This is a genomic window from Serratia sp. L9 (genome assembly GCF_050632285.1).
Taxonomy (GTDB): domain Bacteria; phylum Pseudomonadota; class Gammaproteobacteria; order Enterobacterales; family Enterobacteriaceae; genus Chania.
On record NZ_CP192591.1, the window covers coordinates 4,016,997 to 4,032,825 of the forward strand.

The 15,829-nt window shown below is 54.9% G+C and carries 15 protein-coding genes and 1 pseudogene; all 16 read left to right on the forward strand.

All coding sequences use genetic code 11. The features are described from left to right. Positions 1–12: 12 nt before the first annotated feature. The 16 genes and pseudogenes from ACQ86O_RS19145 to ACQ86O_RS19220 all read left to right on the forward strand — a co-directional run bounded on the left by ACQ86O_RS19145 (position 13) and on the right by ACQ86O_RS19220 (position 15,787). The gene (locus tag ACQ86O_RS19145) at positions 13–345 is read left to right on the forward strand and encodes an acyl carrier protein (protein WP_431222426.1); all 333 of its coding nucleotides are present in this window, start codon (positions 13–15) and stop codon (positions 343–345) included. Next, positions 342–1,604: an aminomethyltransferase family protein gene (locus ACQ86O_RS19150; protein WP_431222427.1), complete on the forward strand. Its 1,263-nt coding sequence runs from the start codon at positions 342–344 to the stop codon at positions 1,602–1,604. The genes ACQ86O_RS19145 and ACQ86O_RS19150 overlap by 4 nt, the downstream gene beginning before the upstream one ends. A gap of 69 nt (positions 1,605–1,673) precedes the next feature. Continuing rightward, positions 1,674–4,231, forward strand: a pseudogene (locus tag ACQ86O_RS19155) (beta-ketoacyl synthase N-terminal-like domain-containing protein). Then, on the forward strand, positions 4,228–5,463 hold the full coding sequence (locus ACQ86O_RS19160; RefSeq protein ID WP_431222428.1) for a beta-ketoacyl synthase N-terminal-like domain-containing protein: 1,236 nt from the start codon (positions 4,228–4,230) through the stop codon (positions 5,461–5,463). Before ACQ86O_RS19155 ends, ACQ86O_RS19160 begins: the two are co-directional and overlap by 4 nt. Positions 5,464–5,556: 93 nt before the next feature. After that, the gene (locus ACQ86O_RS19165) at positions 5,557–6,501 is read left to right on the forward strand and encodes an ATP-binding protein (RefSeq protein ID WP_431222429.1); all 945 of its coding nucleotides are present in this window, start codon (positions 5,557–5,559) and stop codon (positions 6,499–6,501) included. Further along, the gene (locus tag ACQ86O_RS19170) at positions 6,498–7,235 is read left to right on the forward strand and encodes a hypothetical protein (RefSeq protein ID WP_431222430.1); all 738 of its coding nucleotides are present in this window, start codon (positions 6,498–6,500) and stop codon (positions 7,233–7,235) included. The genes ACQ86O_RS19165 and ACQ86O_RS19170 overlap by 4 nt, the downstream gene beginning before the upstream one ends. 2 nt (positions 7,236–7,237) lie before the next feature. Continuing rightward, positions 7,238–7,945: an ABC transporter ATP-binding protein gene (locus ACQ86O_RS19175; protein ID WP_431225775.1), complete on the forward strand. Its 708-nt coding sequence runs from the start codon at positions 7,238–7,240 to the stop codon at positions 7,943–7,945. Then, positions 7,926–8,357: a hypothetical protein gene (locus ACQ86O_RS19180; protein WP_431222431.1), complete on the forward strand. Its 432-nt coding sequence runs from the start codon at positions 7,926–7,928 to the stop codon at positions 8,355–8,357. Before ACQ86O_RS19175 ends, ACQ86O_RS19180 begins: the two co-directional genes overlap by 20 nt. Continuing rightward, positions 8,321–8,605: a hypothetical protein gene (locus ACQ86O_RS19185; protein ID WP_431222432.1), complete on the forward strand. Its 285-nt coding sequence runs from the start codon at positions 8,321–8,323 to the stop codon at positions 8,603–8,605. The genes ACQ86O_RS19180 and ACQ86O_RS19185 overlap by 37 nt, the downstream gene beginning before the upstream one ends. After that, a complete protein-coding gene (locus ACQ86O_RS19190) occupies positions 8,602–9,927 on the forward strand; it encodes an ABC transporter permease (protein ID WP_431222433.1) in 1,326 nt (441 codons plus the stop codon). The genes ACQ86O_RS19185 and ACQ86O_RS19190 overlap by 4 nt, the downstream gene beginning before the upstream one ends. A 20-nt stretch (positions 9,928–9,947) precedes the next feature. Continuing rightward, complete coding sequence (locus ACQ86O_RS19195) at positions 9,948–10,700, forward strand: SDR family oxidoreductase (RefSeq protein ID WP_431222434.1); 753 nt, start codon at positions 9,948–9,950, stop codon at positions 10,698–10,700. 24 nt (positions 10,701–10,724) lie between these two features. Then, entirely contained in the window at positions 10,725–11,555 is an 831-nt protein-coding gene (locus ACQ86O_RS19200; RefSeq protein ID WP_431222435.1) for an outer membrane lipoprotein-sorting protein, read from the forward strand. Further along, a complete protein-coding gene (locus tag ACQ86O_RS19205; protein ID WP_431222436.1) occupies positions 11,552–12,961 on the forward strand; it encodes a hypothetical protein in 1,410 nt (469 codons plus the stop codon). The genes ACQ86O_RS19200 and ACQ86O_RS19205 overlap by 4 nt, the downstream gene beginning before the upstream one ends. Further along, positions 12,936–13,919 carry an ACP S-malonyltransferase gene (locus tag ACQ86O_RS19210; RefSeq protein WP_431222437.1) on the forward strand — a complete coding sequence of 328 codons (984 nt, stop codon included), beginning with the start codon at positions 12,936–12,938 and terminating at the stop codon, positions 13,917–13,919. Before ACQ86O_RS19205 ends, ACQ86O_RS19210 begins: the two co-directional genes overlap by 26 nt. A 44-nt stretch (positions 13,920–13,963) precedes the next feature. Continuing rightward, the gene (locus ACQ86O_RS19215; protein WP_431222438.1) at positions 13,964–14,971 is read left to right on the forward strand and encodes a hypothetical protein; all 1,008 of its coding nucleotides are present in this window, start codon (positions 13,964–13,966) and stop codon (positions 14,969–14,971) included. 210 nt (positions 14,972–15,181) lie between these two features. Beyond that, positions 15,182–15,787: a nitroreductase family protein gene (locus ACQ86O_RS19220; protein WP_431222439.1), complete on the forward strand. Its 606-nt coding sequence runs from the start codon at positions 15,182–15,184 to the stop codon at positions 15,785–15,787. Positions 15,788–15,829: the final 42 nt, after the last annotated feature.

A 15,829-nucleotide genomic window follows, 5' to 3' on the forward strand; every position in this document is an offset into this window, starting at 1 on the left:
AGAAACGCCGCTATGAGTAGCATCGCGCTTATTGAAACCATTGAACAGCGCAAGGTTGTGCTGGAAAAAATCAAAACAGGCCTGATAGAACGCCTCAATCTCTACCAGAGCGTCAAACAGATTGATGATGACACGCCGCTGTTTGGCAGTGGGTTAAAGCTGGATTCGGTAGATGCCACCGAGGTTATCGTCCTGCTTGACGAAACCTTTGGTATCCGCGTTAAAGAGGGCGATGACCCTTCCTATATGCGCAGTGTCAACACCCTGGCTTCATTTGTTATCGCCAAGCAGGGGGAAGAAACCAACGACGAAACGGCAACACCAGCAGGAGCGGACAAGGAATGACCAAACTCACTGAAATTCATCAGCAGAACGGGGCAGTGATGGGGGAACGTAACGGCGTAGCCATTCCCCTGAGCTATTGCGCGGAGCAAGAAGAACACAAAGCGGTCCGCCAACATATTCTGCTGTCCGACTACTCTCATTTTGGCATCGCGGCCATCAGCGGGGAGAGTGCCTGGTCATTGCTCAACCAATTGGTCGCTGGCGATGTTTCGTCGATCCGCGATGAACAGGCGATGTACAGCCTGATCCTTGATGACGCGGGCAATATTATCACCGATCTGTATATCGCCTGCGATGACGAGCGTTTTCTGCTGTTATCGGAGTGGGTCAGCGGTGAAGCGCTGTGCGAGATGCTGCGTCTCAAACTGGCGGGCAATGAAGAGGAATTCGAGGATATTGAATCTATCGAATCACTGACGCCAGAGTGGGGTATGTTGCACTTTGAAGGTCCGTATGCCTGGGAACTGCTGGCAGAAGTGTATGGCATGGACGTGATTGGCCTGCCGTTCCAGGAACATATGCACGTTGAGGATGACCTGATCCTGCTGCGCAGCGGCAAACATGGCGAGTACTCCTACAAGCTGATGGGGCCACAGGACCTGTTGGCCGACGTTTGGACACAGATGCTGGAAGCCGGTGAGAAGTACGATATGCGCACCGGTGGCCTGAACTACCAACGCATGGTGCGTCTGGAAAACCCTTGCTGGGAACCTGACATGTTTAACGCCTACACCGGCTGCCCGATTTCGTTGCAAATGCAATGGGCCGTGCGCTACGACAAAGAGGCTTTCACTGGCCTGGAAAGTCTGAGCGAACGTGTAGAGCAGGGCGTATCTCACCGCGCCGTGGGTATGATGATTGCCGGTAAACCGCAATCGATACCGCAGCGTGGCGACAAGGTGATGTTCGAAGATAACTGCGTAGGTGAAGTGATCGTTTGTGACTATTCAGCGGATCTGGAAGCCTGTCTGGGCCGTTTGTTCCTGACGGATGCCTGGGCCTGGGCAGACATTGATGCTTACCAGGTTATTACGGCAGATGGCCCGGTAGCGGTGACCACATCAGCGGTGCCTTTTGCGCGTAACTACAGCTTCCTGATCAACCCTTCAGAACACAGCTATATCGACAGCACCCGTCCGCGTGACCTGCTGCAACAGTTTGAGTGGCAAAAGCTGAAGGAAGAAAAAGAGCAGGCGGAAAAAGAAGCACTTGCCGCCGCAGAAGCGGCCAAGGCCGAAGATAACGCACCAAAAGCATAACGCTCTCCTGCGCCATGGCGACATGGCGCACCCACATTCGATTTCTGGTTTGCTGACACGGAAGACACTATGACAGTCACTCGCAAACGAGTGGTGATCACCGGTATGGGTCACCTCTCTTCCATCGCCACTAACGTTGCTGAATTCAAACAGGCTCTGCTGAACAAAACCTGCGGTATCAAACCCAGCGAAAAGTACCTCGAATGGTTCGAGGATGCGAACGCTTCTGAGGTATTGCAGCCGCTGAGTTGGCCAGACCTGCCCGCCGAAACCGTTGCTTCATTGGATAACGCTGCACTGTGGGCCTATAAGGTCGGCCATGAAGCGTTGGTTCAAGGGCAATTACCTCGTGGTGAACTGCGTGATAAAACCGGGTTGATCATCGGGGTTTCCTCTGCCGGTACCGAAGCCTTCATTCCGTTGATCGAACATCGAATGGAACGTTTTTCGTTGAAAAAAGCCATGGTCTCCGGCAGCTTCGCTTCCTGTAGCGCCATTGTTTCCTCCTTGCTGGGTCTGAAGGGCGGTTTTGAGCTGGTAGCCACAGCCTGTACCGCCAGCACCAACGCCATGGGCATTGGTTACGATCAGATCCAGAACGGCAAGAATGCCACCGTTCTGGTGGTGGGGACAGAGCCTATCTACCTGCCAACTTTTGCCGGTTTCTACGCCTTGCATGCCATGAAGCGTACACCTTCCAGCCCATTCTCTGGCACCCCGGGTATGTCGATTGGTGAAGGTGCCGGTGCACTGTTGCTGGAAGAGTACGAACACGCAGTCGCCCGTGGCGCCACCATCTATGGCGAAATGGTGTCTTATGCCACCTCTTGTGATGCCTATCATGAAACGGCGCCAGATCCGCGCGGTGATGGTGCGGTGCAGGTCATGCGCCACGCCATGCAAAATGCCGCGATCGGGCCAGAGAATATTGACTATATCAACGCCCATGGCACCGGTACCGAAGCCAATGACCGCTGTGAAACACTGGCCATGAAGAAAGTGTTTCCGAATATCAAGGATATTCCAGTCAGTTCGACCAAAGCCTATGTCGGCCACAATATCGGTTCTGCCGGGATTATTGAACTGACCGCCTGTTTCCTGACGCTGCCGGAAAACAAGATCCTGCCAACACTCAACTTCAGCACGCCACGTCCAAACTGCGATCTCAACTATGTTCCCAATGAGTTCCAGGAAGGCGAAGTCAAAATGTTCATGAAGAACAATTACGCTTTCGGCGGTAACAACTGTTGTGTGATCGCCAGCGTGAAGCCGGAGCAGAGTCCCGCAAGCCAATATCAGCCCAAGCGAGTGGCGATCACCGGTATGGGCGCAGTCAGCTCGGTAGGCCACACCCTGCATGAGATCCTGGAAAAAATGTGGGCGCAGGAACTCTTGCCACAGCTTCATCCCCTGCTGCTGGACGCCACGGCCCGCCAGGATTTCCGCGAAATCTTCAACACCATGAAGAACAACCGCGAAGTGCTCGATTACGTTCAGAACCGTTTTGGCAATCTGGATATCGATAAGGAGCTGGATACGCCGACCGGGGTACACCAGGTGCTGGATCTGGACGTGCGTAAAACCCTGCGCCGGTTCGACCCGCGCAAGGCTAATACCATCAGCACCTTTGCACTGTTGGCGATTACCCAGGCCATGACGGATGCCGGGCGCAAAATCAAGCGCGATGGCCAGACGCTCGGCATGATCCTTGGCATGTCCAAAGGGCCACAAGCCACGGTAGATCGTTACCTGCAAAGCCTGTTCCCGGACCCAACCAAGGTACGTACCTCGGAATTCCCAGGTTCACTGATGAACGCTATTTCAACCTTCTGTTCGATTTCTGAAGGGATCAAGGGTTACAACACCTCGCTGGCTACCGGTATCAACGCCGGGCTGGGGGCGTTGACTTATGGCTACGAACTGGTTCGTCAGGATCTGCAGCCGCAGATGATTGTGGGGGGTCCGATGAAAATATGAGCACCTTCGCCATCTACCTGCAAGCGCTGAACAGCGATCTGCAACTGACCCGCGACCCGGCAGATTTTAAAGTCTACGGCAGTAACGCCAAGGGCTTTATCCCTGGTGAAGGGGCGGGGATGTTGCTGATTGAAGATCTGCAACACGCTCAGGAACGTGGGGCTCATATCCATGCGGAGATTGTTGGTTACGGCAAGTCCAACGACGGCTGCTATTTTGCCCCAGACGATATGGCTACCCGAGTTCAAACCATGTCGGCCGCCATCCATCAGGCTCTGCAAGAGGCCGGTCTCCAGCCGGAACAGGTCGATCTGATCTGTGGCACCAGTGACGGGACTCCGGCCCGTGATGCCGTGGAAATCGGCGCCATCCGCAGCGCCTTTGGCGAGGCCCGCCACAACCTGCCGTTTGTCAACTACAACGCCTGGTTTGGCCTGGTGGAGTCCAGCATTGGTATCCTCAACATCGCGGTGATCACCGAGATCATGAAGCGGGGCGAAATTCTGCCGATTCCTTACACCAGGGACTTCTGTGCGGATGATATTGCCTTTGTGACGCAACCGCTGAAGAAAACCGTCCGTAACGCCTTGGTGCTCGGCGCAACGGAAGGTGGCAACCACTATGCCGTGGTGCTGAGGAGCATGGTGTGAAACAGCATGTCGTCCTGAGTGGTTGGGGCGTCACCAGTGCCTATGCGCCGGATTTTCCGGCGCTGATTAACGGCTTGGTCGAAGGGCGGCTGGTCAGCACACAACCCTGGTTTGCCACCAAAAGCGAGTGGCAGGATCTGCGCTTGAGCTGTAATCCGCACTATGCTGCGGATGTTAAGCCCTTCGACTCGGTTTTTGCCCGCCTGCAACCGGTGATCGCCCAGGCGCTGGCCGGAGCGAACCTGAGCCCGGAGCAATTACAGGGGAAGCGGGTTCGGGTTTATCTGGTCGGCCACGGTGAACGCCCGAACATCGCTGATTTCCTCGGCTATCAGGATCGTAACGATCAGGAAGAGCTGCTGTTTTTCCCGAAAATCAAACGGCTGCACGCCAACAGTTATCAGCAGGACAGCCTGGCGCAGCAGTTGACGCAAAGTTATCACCTCAGTTGGCCACCCGTTTCGCTTTATTGTGCCAGTAACTCCTCTTTGGCGGCGGTTCATCTGGCTCAGTCGGCCATTGCAGCCAACGAGGCCGATCTGGTTTTGGTTATTGGCTGGCTGGAAACCCTGGCGCAGGACATTATTTTCCTGGGCGGCCAGGACATGCTGGGTGAAGACGGCTCGCAGCCGTTCAGCAGCCATAATAGCTGCATCCTGCCGACCAACGGAGCGGTGGCGCTGATCATGGAAAGTGAGCAGCATGCCAGCCAACGCCACTATACCCCTGCGGTCAGTTTAAGCAGTTCAGTGTTTTGCCAGAGCAGTGGTGCGCGGGGCAGCAGTTCATTTACGGCGGATTTTCGCACCATAGCCCAGACGCTTGAGCGCGCATTACAGGATGCAGAACTCACGGCGCAAGATATAGCCTGCGTCTTTCCTCATGCCAATGGTGTTATCGCCAGTGATAAAGCGGAAGGCATGGCGCTGCAAAAAATCTGGGGCAAATCAGGGATCCCGGTGGTCAGTTACAAGGGGCAGGTCGGTTACATGGTGACCTGTTGCGGCTTACTGGATCTGATGTTGGCGGCCGATGCGTTACAGCAGCGCCGCCTGCTGGCGATGACCACGCGTTATCCGATCGACACCAGCCTGCAAATTCACGTTCATGCCGATAGCCCGCCGTTGGTATTGGAACAACAGCACATCCTCAAATCAGGTATCGGGCTCGATGGCTCGGCCATCGCGATGGTGATCTCCGCCAGCAAGGAGACAACGCATGAACACGGTTAAACGAGTAGTCCCAGCGGCTGCCATCAATCTGGTGGGGTTTTCACTGCTGGAGCCACGTGCGCCCATGCAGCGTTTTTCCCCAGCTGGTACAACGTGTGGGAAGCATGGTGGCACAAGAAGGCCAACGCCAAGGCGGGCAGCCACCGCTGGCTGTTCAAGCGATTTGGTGTCGATGGTGAAACGCTGCCGGAAGAGGCGTTGCGCAAAGCCAACTATCGCGACTGGCTCAACGGCATGAGTGCGGCTTGTACTCAGGCGGTGGCCCAGTTGGGAAGCAAAGGGGAGTTCCGCCTGCGCCATGAGCGCAATGCGTTGATTTATGTTGATTCCTGGGGAGAAACTTCTGTTTTTGAAGGGGTTAACAGCTGGCGCGATTCCTTGAGCGTCGATATTCTACCCAAAAATATCGTACGGGATTATGGCATCAAGGATTTCACCTGCAAATTGCGTGGTGAGCGTAACGGCTTGATGAACGCTCTGCGGGTGGCGCAAGACTGCCTGAACAGCAATATGGCCGATAATGTCATTATTTGTGGTCAGTTCCGCAGCTTTCCAGTGCTGGTTTTCTCGGAAACCCAGCGTTTTCTCTCCTCCTCCAAACGGGGAAAAACACCGGCTAACAGCCAGTTCAGCGTTGAGCGGGTCGGCTGTCTGATCTTGAAAAAACAGCCGGGCCAGGGCGTGGCCTTGCATCTGAGCGACTATCGGCTCCTGCCGGGCTCATTGCATCAACGGGCGGTGCTGCTGGCCGACCACTGCAAAGAATATATCGGGACGGATACGCACGCGATTTTAGGCGTAGCGCCGCCAGCGCTGTCAATGCGTGCTTTGCAACGCCAGGCTTTTGAACAACTGCCCGCCAATCTGGCCTGTGTGTCACTCAGTGAGATGTATGGCGACAGTGGCTGCATGAATCCGGCGTTGGCCTGGCAATACCTGCAACAAAGTCATATCACCGGCCATAGCATGCTGAGCGTGCTTGATGGTGAAGGGGGAGCCTGGCTGCTGGAGAACTGGGTGCCGGAGGTGCAACCATGAAGATGTATTTTCTGTCGGCGTTGGTGGCGCTGATAGCCTTGCCGCTGCAAGCCCAGCCGGTGAAGGATTACCGGGCGGTGTATCACATCCTGCCTCTGCAAGGTGAAACACCGATTGGCGAATACCGTGTGACCCAGCGTTGGGACCAGCAGCATAAGCGTTATGTGCAGCAGGCCAGCATTGCCTTCTCCTGGAAAGTTCTGTTCAGCACGCGCCATTATCAATATCAGGATGAAGTGATTTACGGGCTGGATAACAGCCTGAGTTATACCCTGCAGGAAAACAACGACGGTAAGAGCCGCACGGTCCAAGGTGAGCTTCCAGCCCAAGGTGCAGTCCTGACGCTGAACATCGTTGATAAACAAGGCAACAGCCGGAAGACCATCGATAAAACCCAATTCGATCTCACTCTGTTCGCGCTGCGTTTTCCGATCCCATGCAGTGCCCAGCTAACTGGCACCCAACGCCGGGCCCGCATGTTAATCCCTATCAGCGGGGAGGTCGCTTTCGGCCTCAGCCGCTATGTCGGGATCACCGACCTGCGCTTACCGGGCGTTGCCGAACGGTTCAACGATCTTTGCCTGATCGAATCGACAGGCAATAACCAAGAGATGAACCGCCATTCATGGGTCAATCGCGACGGCTATCTGGTGTATGAAATTTCCGCCAATTACCGCCTGTTGCTGGTACCGGAAGCTTCCAACTTACCGTCAAACCATCAGGAAAAACCATGACCATGCTACAGACAGCACAACCGCTGCCCGTTGTGTCGATGCAACAGGCCAGCAAATGTTTCGGTAAAGGGCCGGGTGCCATTGTGGCACTGGGGGCGATCACGGCAGAAATTCATGACGGCGAATTTATCGCGTTATGCGGGCCTTCCGGCAGTGGCAAAAGCACGCTGCTTAATCTGATGGCCGGTATCGATTATCCCACCGGTGGTCACGTCTATCTGCTGGGCAACGATCTGTCGACGCTTAATGACAAACAGACCGCTCGTTTGCGTGCCGACGCTATCGGCTTCGTCTTCCAGTTCTTTAACCTGCTGCCGGTTCTGAGCGTGTTCGACAACGTTTACTACCCACTGATGCTTAACGGTTTCAGCCGCCGCGTGGCGCAGGATCAGGTGATGGACATGATTGAAAAAGTAGGGCTGGCGGCGCATTACAAGCGGCCACCCGGTGAGCTTTCCGGTGGGCAACAGCAGCGGGTGGCAATCGCCCGTGCGCTGGTAAAACGACCACGGCTGATCGTCGCTGACGAACCTACCGGCAACCTGGACACCCGTACCGGGCAGGAGATCGTCGATTTGCTGCTCACCATGAATCAGGAACTGAAAACCACGTTTGTTATTTCCACTCACTCATTGACGCTGCGCGATCGGGCCAAACGGGTGTTGGAAATCAGGGATGGGGAGTTGGAAAATGATTTTCTTACCGCTTAAGCGTTACGCTGTCACTTTATTATTGCTGGCCAGTGGCCTGGCTCAGGCCACCACTCTGGCGCAGTTACAGCAGGAAGCACAAAGTAACCCGCGCTTGCAGGCGATCCTGGCAGTCAATGCGCAGGCACCGATGAGTACATTGACCAGTGCGACCAACCAGTTACAGACGCTGTATCGACAGTATCCGGATTACCGGGTGGCCAAGATGTTTTACGGCTATGGCCAGTTGTTTATGGCAACGGATTTTCTGGCCAAAAAGAACTACCTGCGTGCGGCCGAGACCTCAAAGCTGGGTTTTTCTACATTGATGAAGCGGCAGAAACCGAGGAAAACGACTGGCAGATGCGTTTTCTGCGGGCCCGGATGGATGCATTTGTGCCCGCGACCAATGGCCGTTGCGTCGTCGCGCTGAAAGACCTGAACTATTTACAGCAAAGCCCGGCAGTGCCGGTGGAATTGAAGCCGATGATGACGCTGATGTCTGCGCGTGCGATGGCCAGTTGCAAACATGATGCGCAAGCCAAAGAGGCCTGGGCCGAACTGGCGCAAATGGGCGAAGAGGGTAAACGCCTGGCCGGGCTGCAAAGCGGCTCGGCCCCTGAATGGACGCCTGCCGAACTGAGCACCATTATTCAGCCGCTGGCGGAGGTACAGCTATGATGAACATCCTGTTCTGGATCTCCAACATCATTATCGTTTATGCCTTGTTGGTGGTGATCGTGACCGCGATCCGCAAGCCTACCGATATCCGTTACACCTTCCTGAACCTGTTCCGCCAGCGTCGTCGTTCGGGGGTCACCCTGTTGGCGATCACGCTGGGTGGCGTGGCGGTGTTTATCTTCGGTGGCTTTGTCGATTACTCGTTCTGGGCGCTGCGTGAGCAAACCATCCGTACCAACCTCGGGCATATCCAGTTGTACGAGAAAGGGTATCTCACCAGCGGTGCCAACAACTCGCTGCAGTACACCATCAATAATTACGATGATGTGAAAAACATTCTGCTGGCCGATCCGCTGATTGCGCCGAAGATCGCCACCATTACCGGGCAACTGGCATTTACCGGCATTATTTCCCAGTATGACACCGGGGCTTCCACTTTCTTTACCGGCGTGGGGATCGAGCCACAAACTTCGTTGGTGCTGGGGTCACTGGATAAAATCATCTCTGGCAGCGACCTGTCTCGTGTCGAACAGCAGGACATCACCATCGGTTCCGGCATTGCCAATGCCTTAACTGCGGGCTACGGCAATTGGGTCGATATGTTGGTGGTCAACCCGCAGGGCGGGCAAAACGCCATGTCTTCACAGGTGCGGGGCGTATTCCAGTCCGGTATCAAAGAGTATGACGACACGGCGATCAAGATGCCGCTGCAAACCGCCCAGCGCCTGTTACAGACCCAAGATGTCAGCAAGATCATCATTATGTTGCAGGACACCGAACAGACCGAAGCGGTGCTGGCACGGATCAATCAGCTTATCAGCGAGAAGCACCTCAACCTGGAAGCCCGATCCTGGGATGAGCTGGCGATTTTCTATCATCAGGTGGTGAATCTGTTTGAAGGGATCTTCCTGTTTATCAAGTCGATAGTCAGCGTCATCGTGGTGTTTATGATCGGTAACACCCTGATGATGAACGTTATCGAACGTACCCGCGAAATCGCCACGTTGCGCGCGTTGGGCCTCAACCAATCTTACATTGGCCGCCTGTTTGTGCTGGAAGGGATCATCATTGGCATTATCGGCTCCGTGCTGAGCGTCAGCTTCGGCATCCTGATCGCCTCCATCATCAATATCAACGGCATACCGATGCCGCCTTCGCCTGGATATACCCAAGGCTATCTGGCCTTCGTGATGTGGGATCAGGACATCAACCTGTTCTGGTTCTCGTGCGCGTTGCCACTGGTGACGGCACTGATTGCCTCCATTATCCCGGCGCGCCGGGCATCGAAACTGGTTATTGCGGAAGCTTTCCGCTTTGTTTAACACCCTCAGGGAGAAAAGAGATGTCAAAAGGACAAACCGTACTGATTACTGGCGCAGGCCGTGGCATTGGGATGGCGATAGCCGAAAAACTGGCGCAAGAGGGCTATGACCTGATCCTCAACTACCGCAAGGATCAGGGCAAGAGCGCCGCCAACCTGCAACGTTTTGTGGCAGCAGAAACCCGGGTGAAGGTGACATTGGCCAAAGCGGATATCTCCGAGACGCGCGATATCAGCGAGATGGTGAAAAAGCTCAAGCAGGAAGGTATCGAACGCATTGACCACCTGGTACTGAATGCCGCTGCCGCACCGTTCAAGCCCTTTATGGAAATGACGCGTAATGACTGGAAGCTGTTGCTCAACACCAACCTGATAGGCAACACCGCCTGTGTGCAGGAAGTGGTGCCGATGATGACGCAGGGCGGCACGATTTGTGCGATTTCCAGCCTCGGTAGCCAGCGCGTATTGCCAAAGTACCCGCTGGGGGTGGCCAAATCGGCATTGGAGAATCTGGTGCGTTATCTGGAAGTGGAATTGTATGACCGCAATATCCGCGTCAACGGGCTGTGCGCCGGGGTGGTGAATACCGATATGGCGCCATTCCTCAAGGAGCTGTGGCCAGAAATGTTCCAGCGTTATGAAGATGCTCCGCGCCGCTGGCTGGTAGAACCGGAGGAGGTGGCCAATATCACCGCATTCCTGGTCTCTGACCAATCAAGTGCAATGCGTGGTGCCATCCTTACCGCCGATCTTGGCATGACGCTCGAACCATAAGCACCCCAGACAAGGATTGCACAGATGAAACGTCAAATAGTTGGATACCTGATCGTACTGGCCCTGTCGGGGCTGGCGCATGCAGAAGATCATCCGCCCATCTCGCTGGATCGCGATAAACTCAACAGCCTGACCCAGGAAGATCAGCATGCCCGCGAGATTATCCGCCGTGCCGACCGTGTGCGGGCTCCCGATCAGCCTTTCCGTTATCAACTGACGCTGGTTGAACACAAAGGAGGGCGGGACATAACCGAAAACCAGCAGGTGCTGGATGTCTCCATGCGTTTCTATAAGCCTTCCGAACAGGTGGAAAAAGGGGACGCCAAGGCGCTGGTACGCTTTGTTTCCCCGGCGCGGGACAAAGGCAAAGCCTTGCTCTCTGATCTGGATAAAATGTGGTATTACGCCCCGGATTTGCGACGCCCGATCCCGATATCGCGCCAACAGCGCCTGATGGGCCAGGTGTCCAATGGCGACGTGGTAGCGGCAGATTTTGACTACTCCTATATCTCCACGCTGGTTGGCGAAGAGGCCTGCGGCGAAAAGGTCTGTTACAAGCTTTCGTTGCAGCGCCGCTGGCCTTATGTGACTTATCCGGCAATCAGCTACCTGGTGGAAAAAGACACCGGGTTCCCGCGCCAGGCCGACTTCCTTTCTGCGGATGGGGTGTTAATCAAACGCTCCTATTATCGCGACTATCAGCAGGTGCTGGGGCAGATGCGCCCAACCACCATCGTGGTAGAAGACGCACTGCGCAAAGATAACTACACCACCATGCGTTACAGCAACGTCAGGTTGGAATCGTTGCCGGAAAGTAACTTCCAGAAAGAATATCTGCTGAGGCTGAACGGATGATAGCAGCCAAGCGGCTTCACTTTACCGGCATACTGTTGCTGGCTGGCACCTACAGTGGTGCCAGTTGGGCAGCGGATTGCCTGATCCAACGCGGTTATGCAGGTATTGAGGGGATCTCTTCCCACACTTCAGACTCTTTGTGGCAGTTTGACGATCCTGCATTTCGTAACAACACCATCGCCAACCTGTACCTTTCCAGCGTTGGGCGATGCACCTTGACTGATACTCTCAGCCTCAAGGCGCAGGCCAGCGGGCAATATGCTCTTCAGGCACATCAGCCGGGAGCCCTGGAGGATAAACGCCACCAGGGCGTGGGCATCATCAACGAAGCCACTGCCAGTTGGGCAGCCAGTGAAAGTTGGTATATTGATCTGGGCAAGATACGCAAAACCAGCGGCTATCTGTTTTCTGTGGCGCCGCTTGACCTGCTGCGCAATGTCAGCGGCAATATGCGAAGCGTGCGGGTATTCGGCCTGGGGGATCGCTGGCGTAATTTCTACGACGAAGGCGCTTATGGTATCAGCAGTTCGTTGTACCGCAACGAAGGTACTTACACTTTGGCGGCTTTCCCGCGCCTGAAGCGTAACGATCAGCGCCAGGAAGCCGCCTCGGAGTGGGATGCAGTCTTGCGAACCAACAGCACCGACAGATATTACGCCAGCTATACGGCGACCGGCTTAAAAGCCTTCAACCCCACGTTTTCACTGTTGACCGGCAGCCAGAAAACGCTGGCGATGGGCACCAGCGGCAACCTGACGGACAAGCTGATCCTCAGCGTTGAGGGCTCGCTGTCTCACGGGCAGACCTGGCGCCATCTGGACACGGCCGCCACACGTAATACACGCCAGTTCCGCACTGAGCAGGAAGCTTACAACATACGTTCCAATGGTGCGCAAGGGGACATTGGCGTTGGCCTGCGTTACACCACCGACGATCAAACCGAATACGGTGCGGAATATTACGGCCAGAGCCAGGGTTACAGCCGCAGCGAATGGCAGGATAACTTCGACACCATCCGCTTCGTCAATGGCGGCTACACCAAATCATTGCCGCCATTACCGCCTTCGTTAGCTACGGAGATACGCAATGGCTATCAGCAATATTCCCGCATGATGGCGGCAGAAACCGATAACACCGGGCGTGCTGGTAACTTGCTCGGCAAACACTACCTCACCCTCTATACCCGCACCAATAAAGAACAGGTCGGCAGCATCGACTGGTCGGTATCCGGCATGGCCAACCTGGTGGATGGCAGTAGCGTGCTGAATCTGCACCTGAGTACGCCTCTCAAAAACAATATTGAGGTTTATAGCGGCGTCGCGGCCAGTTTTGGCAGTAAAGAGAGTGAATTTGGCACCTTCGGCGAAAAAGGAAATATCTATGCAGGTATGCGAATCAATTGGTAATACGCGGGCCGCTGTTAACGTAGCGGATGGCTGGATGATGATTTTCCCAGGGCAGGGCTCCCCGATGATCGGCATGGGGAGCGATGTTTGCGATATCTCCCCTGGGACCAAGGCAGTATGGGACTGCGCGAGTGATGTTTCCGGGCTGGACGTGCGCAAGTTGTGCCAGAAAGGGCCGATGACACGCCTGACTAAAACCGTCTATCAACAGTTGGCCGTCACGACCGTAAACGCCGCCATGTTGACCTCATTGCGTGAACGCGCACCTTTGCTGGAAACCGGCTATGCCGGGCACAGCGCTGGGGAATACACCGCGCTGTATGCCGCAGGGGTGATGGATTTGGAAACCCTGTTCCGCGCCATTACGTTGCGCGCCACCATCATGCAGAACCTGGCTGAACAGCGCAAAGGGGCAATGTATGTAGTCAAGCCTTACACCAATGACGCCCTGCGCGAACTGATCGACAACCAGGGGCAGGGAGATGTGCTGAACGTCTGTTGCGATAACGGGCACCAGCAGCAGGTGGTTGGCGGTGAATTGAGTGCGGTCAAAAACCTGATCAATCATCTGGCGCGCAATGGGGTAAATACCATCAAGTTGGGCGTCAATGGCGCCTGGCATACGCCGTTGATGAATGAGGGAGTGGCGCAGATGCGCCTGGCGCTGGCCGATCTGCCATTCTCTTCACCGGTTTGCCCGGTGATCATGAACAGCAGCGGCCAGGCTGAATATGGCGTGGCGCAGATTAAAGAGAATCTGGCGTTGCATCTTATCAACACCGTCCGCTGGCGTGAAAGCATGGATCTCTGGGCACAGATGGGGCATCGCCGCTATCTGGAGATCAGCAACAAGAAAATCCTCAGCCACCTGTTGGCAGAACATTATGCAGACGCCGAGGGTTACCATATCCAGCATTATTACCAGATCGCTGGCAGCAATATTCAGCAGGCGGGGTAAGGCCCAGTATGATCCCAAGATTTAGTACTTTCAGCAAAAAATACATGCGGGCTGCTGTGATCCCGGTGGTGCTGGTCTCTGGCATTCTGACTTCGTCGTTGATCCGCAACGTCATTGATATCTCTTTGCCAGAGATCATCGCCGGGTTGGGCGCAATTTGTCTTTCCATCGTCTGGAGCATGATGCGCGATGGCCGGGGTTATTGGACGTACAGCATCTATACGATGCGTATTTTTGAAACCCCGGAGGTGATTGCCAGCTATATGCAACGCACACTCGGAGGCTGGACCAAGGTGTTGTACCGGCCGTTTTGGGCCTCTTTACTGACGCTGTGCCTGGTTATTTTACTCAGTTGCCTGATATGGCTGTGTGGCCCGAGTTGGCGCTATGCCCTGATTGCACTGCTTGGCGTGGTGATTTTGCCGCTATTGATGTTACGCCAGTTGGATAAATCTATTACGTTCAATATCTTGTTGGCATTAAAAACGCATAGCGAACCGGAAGTCTATCGCCCCCGCTTGCGCCGGTTACCGGGGTGTGTTGTTGAAGATCTGCTGCTGAGCCTATTGATCAACTTTGCTCTGGTGCTGCCCATTGCCCGTAAACCCGAGTTCAGTCTGGCCGCCGGATATGCGGACCCGGCGTTTGTTATCGCGTTTATGATCCTGATGGGGGTGGTGATGCTGTTTATGTTTGCTTTTGCCAGCCGCTCACGGCGCTATGTGGTGTTTGGCGAGTTACTGAACGGGGCACTGAATACCGATTCCGCACCTTTTGCGCCCTGGTCGTTTACCGGCAAACTGACACGCCTGCGCCGCTGCCTGATCTGGCTATTGGCGACCCTGGTGTGGAGTATCGTAATCTGCCTGATTTTTGAGGCATTACGCTTAACCCCGCATTTTATCCCACTCTATCTCTGCGCACTGTTACCGCTCCTGGCAGTCTATTGCGCGGAACGTTACCAGACGCTTTACAGCAATTTCAGTGATGCGTTGGAGATGCGCAAGCGTTACAAGGTTCATGCCGATAATTACGCCAAGGTCATACGCTAATCATGGTATTGGATGGGGCGCTACGGAGCCCCATTGCAATGCCTATGCTCGAGGCACCCGGCTCACTTATTCCCCTGGCGCTGGCTTAAGTCAGTGGCCGGGGTCGTGAGTGCAGGTAACAACGCTGCGGCTCGACAGGCGACGGCTATAGACAAGGCTGGTGAAATCGCGACAATAGTCTCGACGCTCAATGACTTGATAAGGATAGCCATGAATACTTTAGACGCGATTCAACAACGCCGTGCAACCAAGCTGTTTGATGCACAACATGTGATGACGTTGGATGAGAAGAAGGCGTTACTCAATATTGCCCTGCAAAACGCACCCAGCGCATTTAACCTGCAACACTGGCGCCCGCTGTTGATCGAAGATCGTGCACAGCGTGAAATGATACGTGAAGCGGCATGGGGCCAAGCCCAGGTGACTGATGCCTCTATGCTGGTCGTCCTTTGCGGTGACCTGTCCAGTTGGGAATCGCAGGTAAAAAACATCTGGGGTGAAGCGGCAGAACCGGTGCAGCAATATATGTATCCGGCTATCGACCAATATTATCGTGGTAAAGCGCAGGTACAGCGTGATGAAGTGATGCGCAGCAGCGGTATCTTTGCCCAAACCCTGATGCTGGCGGCCAAGGCCCAAGGCTATGACTCCTGCCCGATGGACGGTTTTGATTTTGACGCCGTTGGCAAGATCATCAACAAGCCGGAGCACTACCAGATAGCCTTGATGGTGGCGATAGGTATTGGCATCAGCCAGCCTTATCCGCGTATTGGTAAACTGCCGGTGGATGAAGTGGTGCAGATCGACCGCTTTTAATCAGGCCTGATTTCCCCTCATCCTCTCCCAAAAGGAAAGGAT

What these genes read in the sequence shown, in the direction of transcription:
- ACQ86O_RS19150 (WP_431222427.1), top strand. Translation starts at nt 342, where the DNA reads ATGACCAAACTCACTGAAATTCATCAGCAGAACGGGGCAGTGATGGGG.
- ACQ86O_RS19175 (WP_431225775.1), top strand. Translation starts at nt 7,238, where the DNA reads ATGCTACAGACAGCACAACCGCTGCCCGTTGTGTCGATGCAACAGGCC.
- ACQ86O_RS19220 (WP_431222439.1), top strand. Translation starts at nt 15,182, where the DNA reads ATGAATACTTTAGACGCGATTCAACAACGCCGTGCAACCAAGCTGTTT.
- ACQ86O_RS19200 (WP_431222435.1), top strand. Translation starts at nt 10,725, where the DNA reads ATGAAACGTCAAATAGTTGGATACCTGATCGTACTGGCCCTGTCGGGG.
- ACQ86O_RS19145 (WP_431222426.1), top strand. Translation starts at nt 13, where the DNA reads ATGAGTAGCATCGCGCTTATTGAAACCATTGAACAGCGCAAGGTTGTG.
- ACQ86O_RS19170 (WP_431222430.1), top strand. Translation starts at nt 6,498, where the DNA reads ATGAAGATGTATTTTCTGTCGGCGTTGGTGGCGCTGATAGCCTTGCCG.
- ACQ86O_RS19205 (WP_431222436.1), top strand. Translation starts at nt 11,552, where the DNA reads ATGATAGCAGCCAAGCGGCTTCACTTTACCGGCATACTGTTGCTGGCT.
- ACQ86O_RS19180 (WP_431222431.1), top strand. Translation starts at nt 7,926, where the DNA reads ATGATTTTCTTACCGCTTAAGCGTTACGCTGTCACTTTATTATTGCTG.
- ACQ86O_RS19190 (WP_431222433.1), top strand. Translation starts at nt 8,602, where the DNA reads ATGATGAACATCCTGTTCTGGATCTCCAACATCATTATCGTTTATGCC.
- ACQ86O_RS19215 (WP_431222438.1), top strand. Translation starts at nt 13,964, where the DNA reads ATGCGGGCTGCTGTGATCCCGGTGGTGCTGGTCTCTGGCATTCTGACT.
- ACQ86O_RS19195 (WP_431222434.1), top strand. Translation starts at nt 9,948, where the DNA reads ATGTCAAAAGGACAAACCGTACTGATTACTGGCGCAGGCCGTGGCATT.
- ACQ86O_RS19210 (WP_431222437.1), top strand. Translation starts at nt 12,936, where the DNA reads ATGCAGGTATGCGAATCAATTGGTAATACGCGGGCCGCTGTTAACGTA.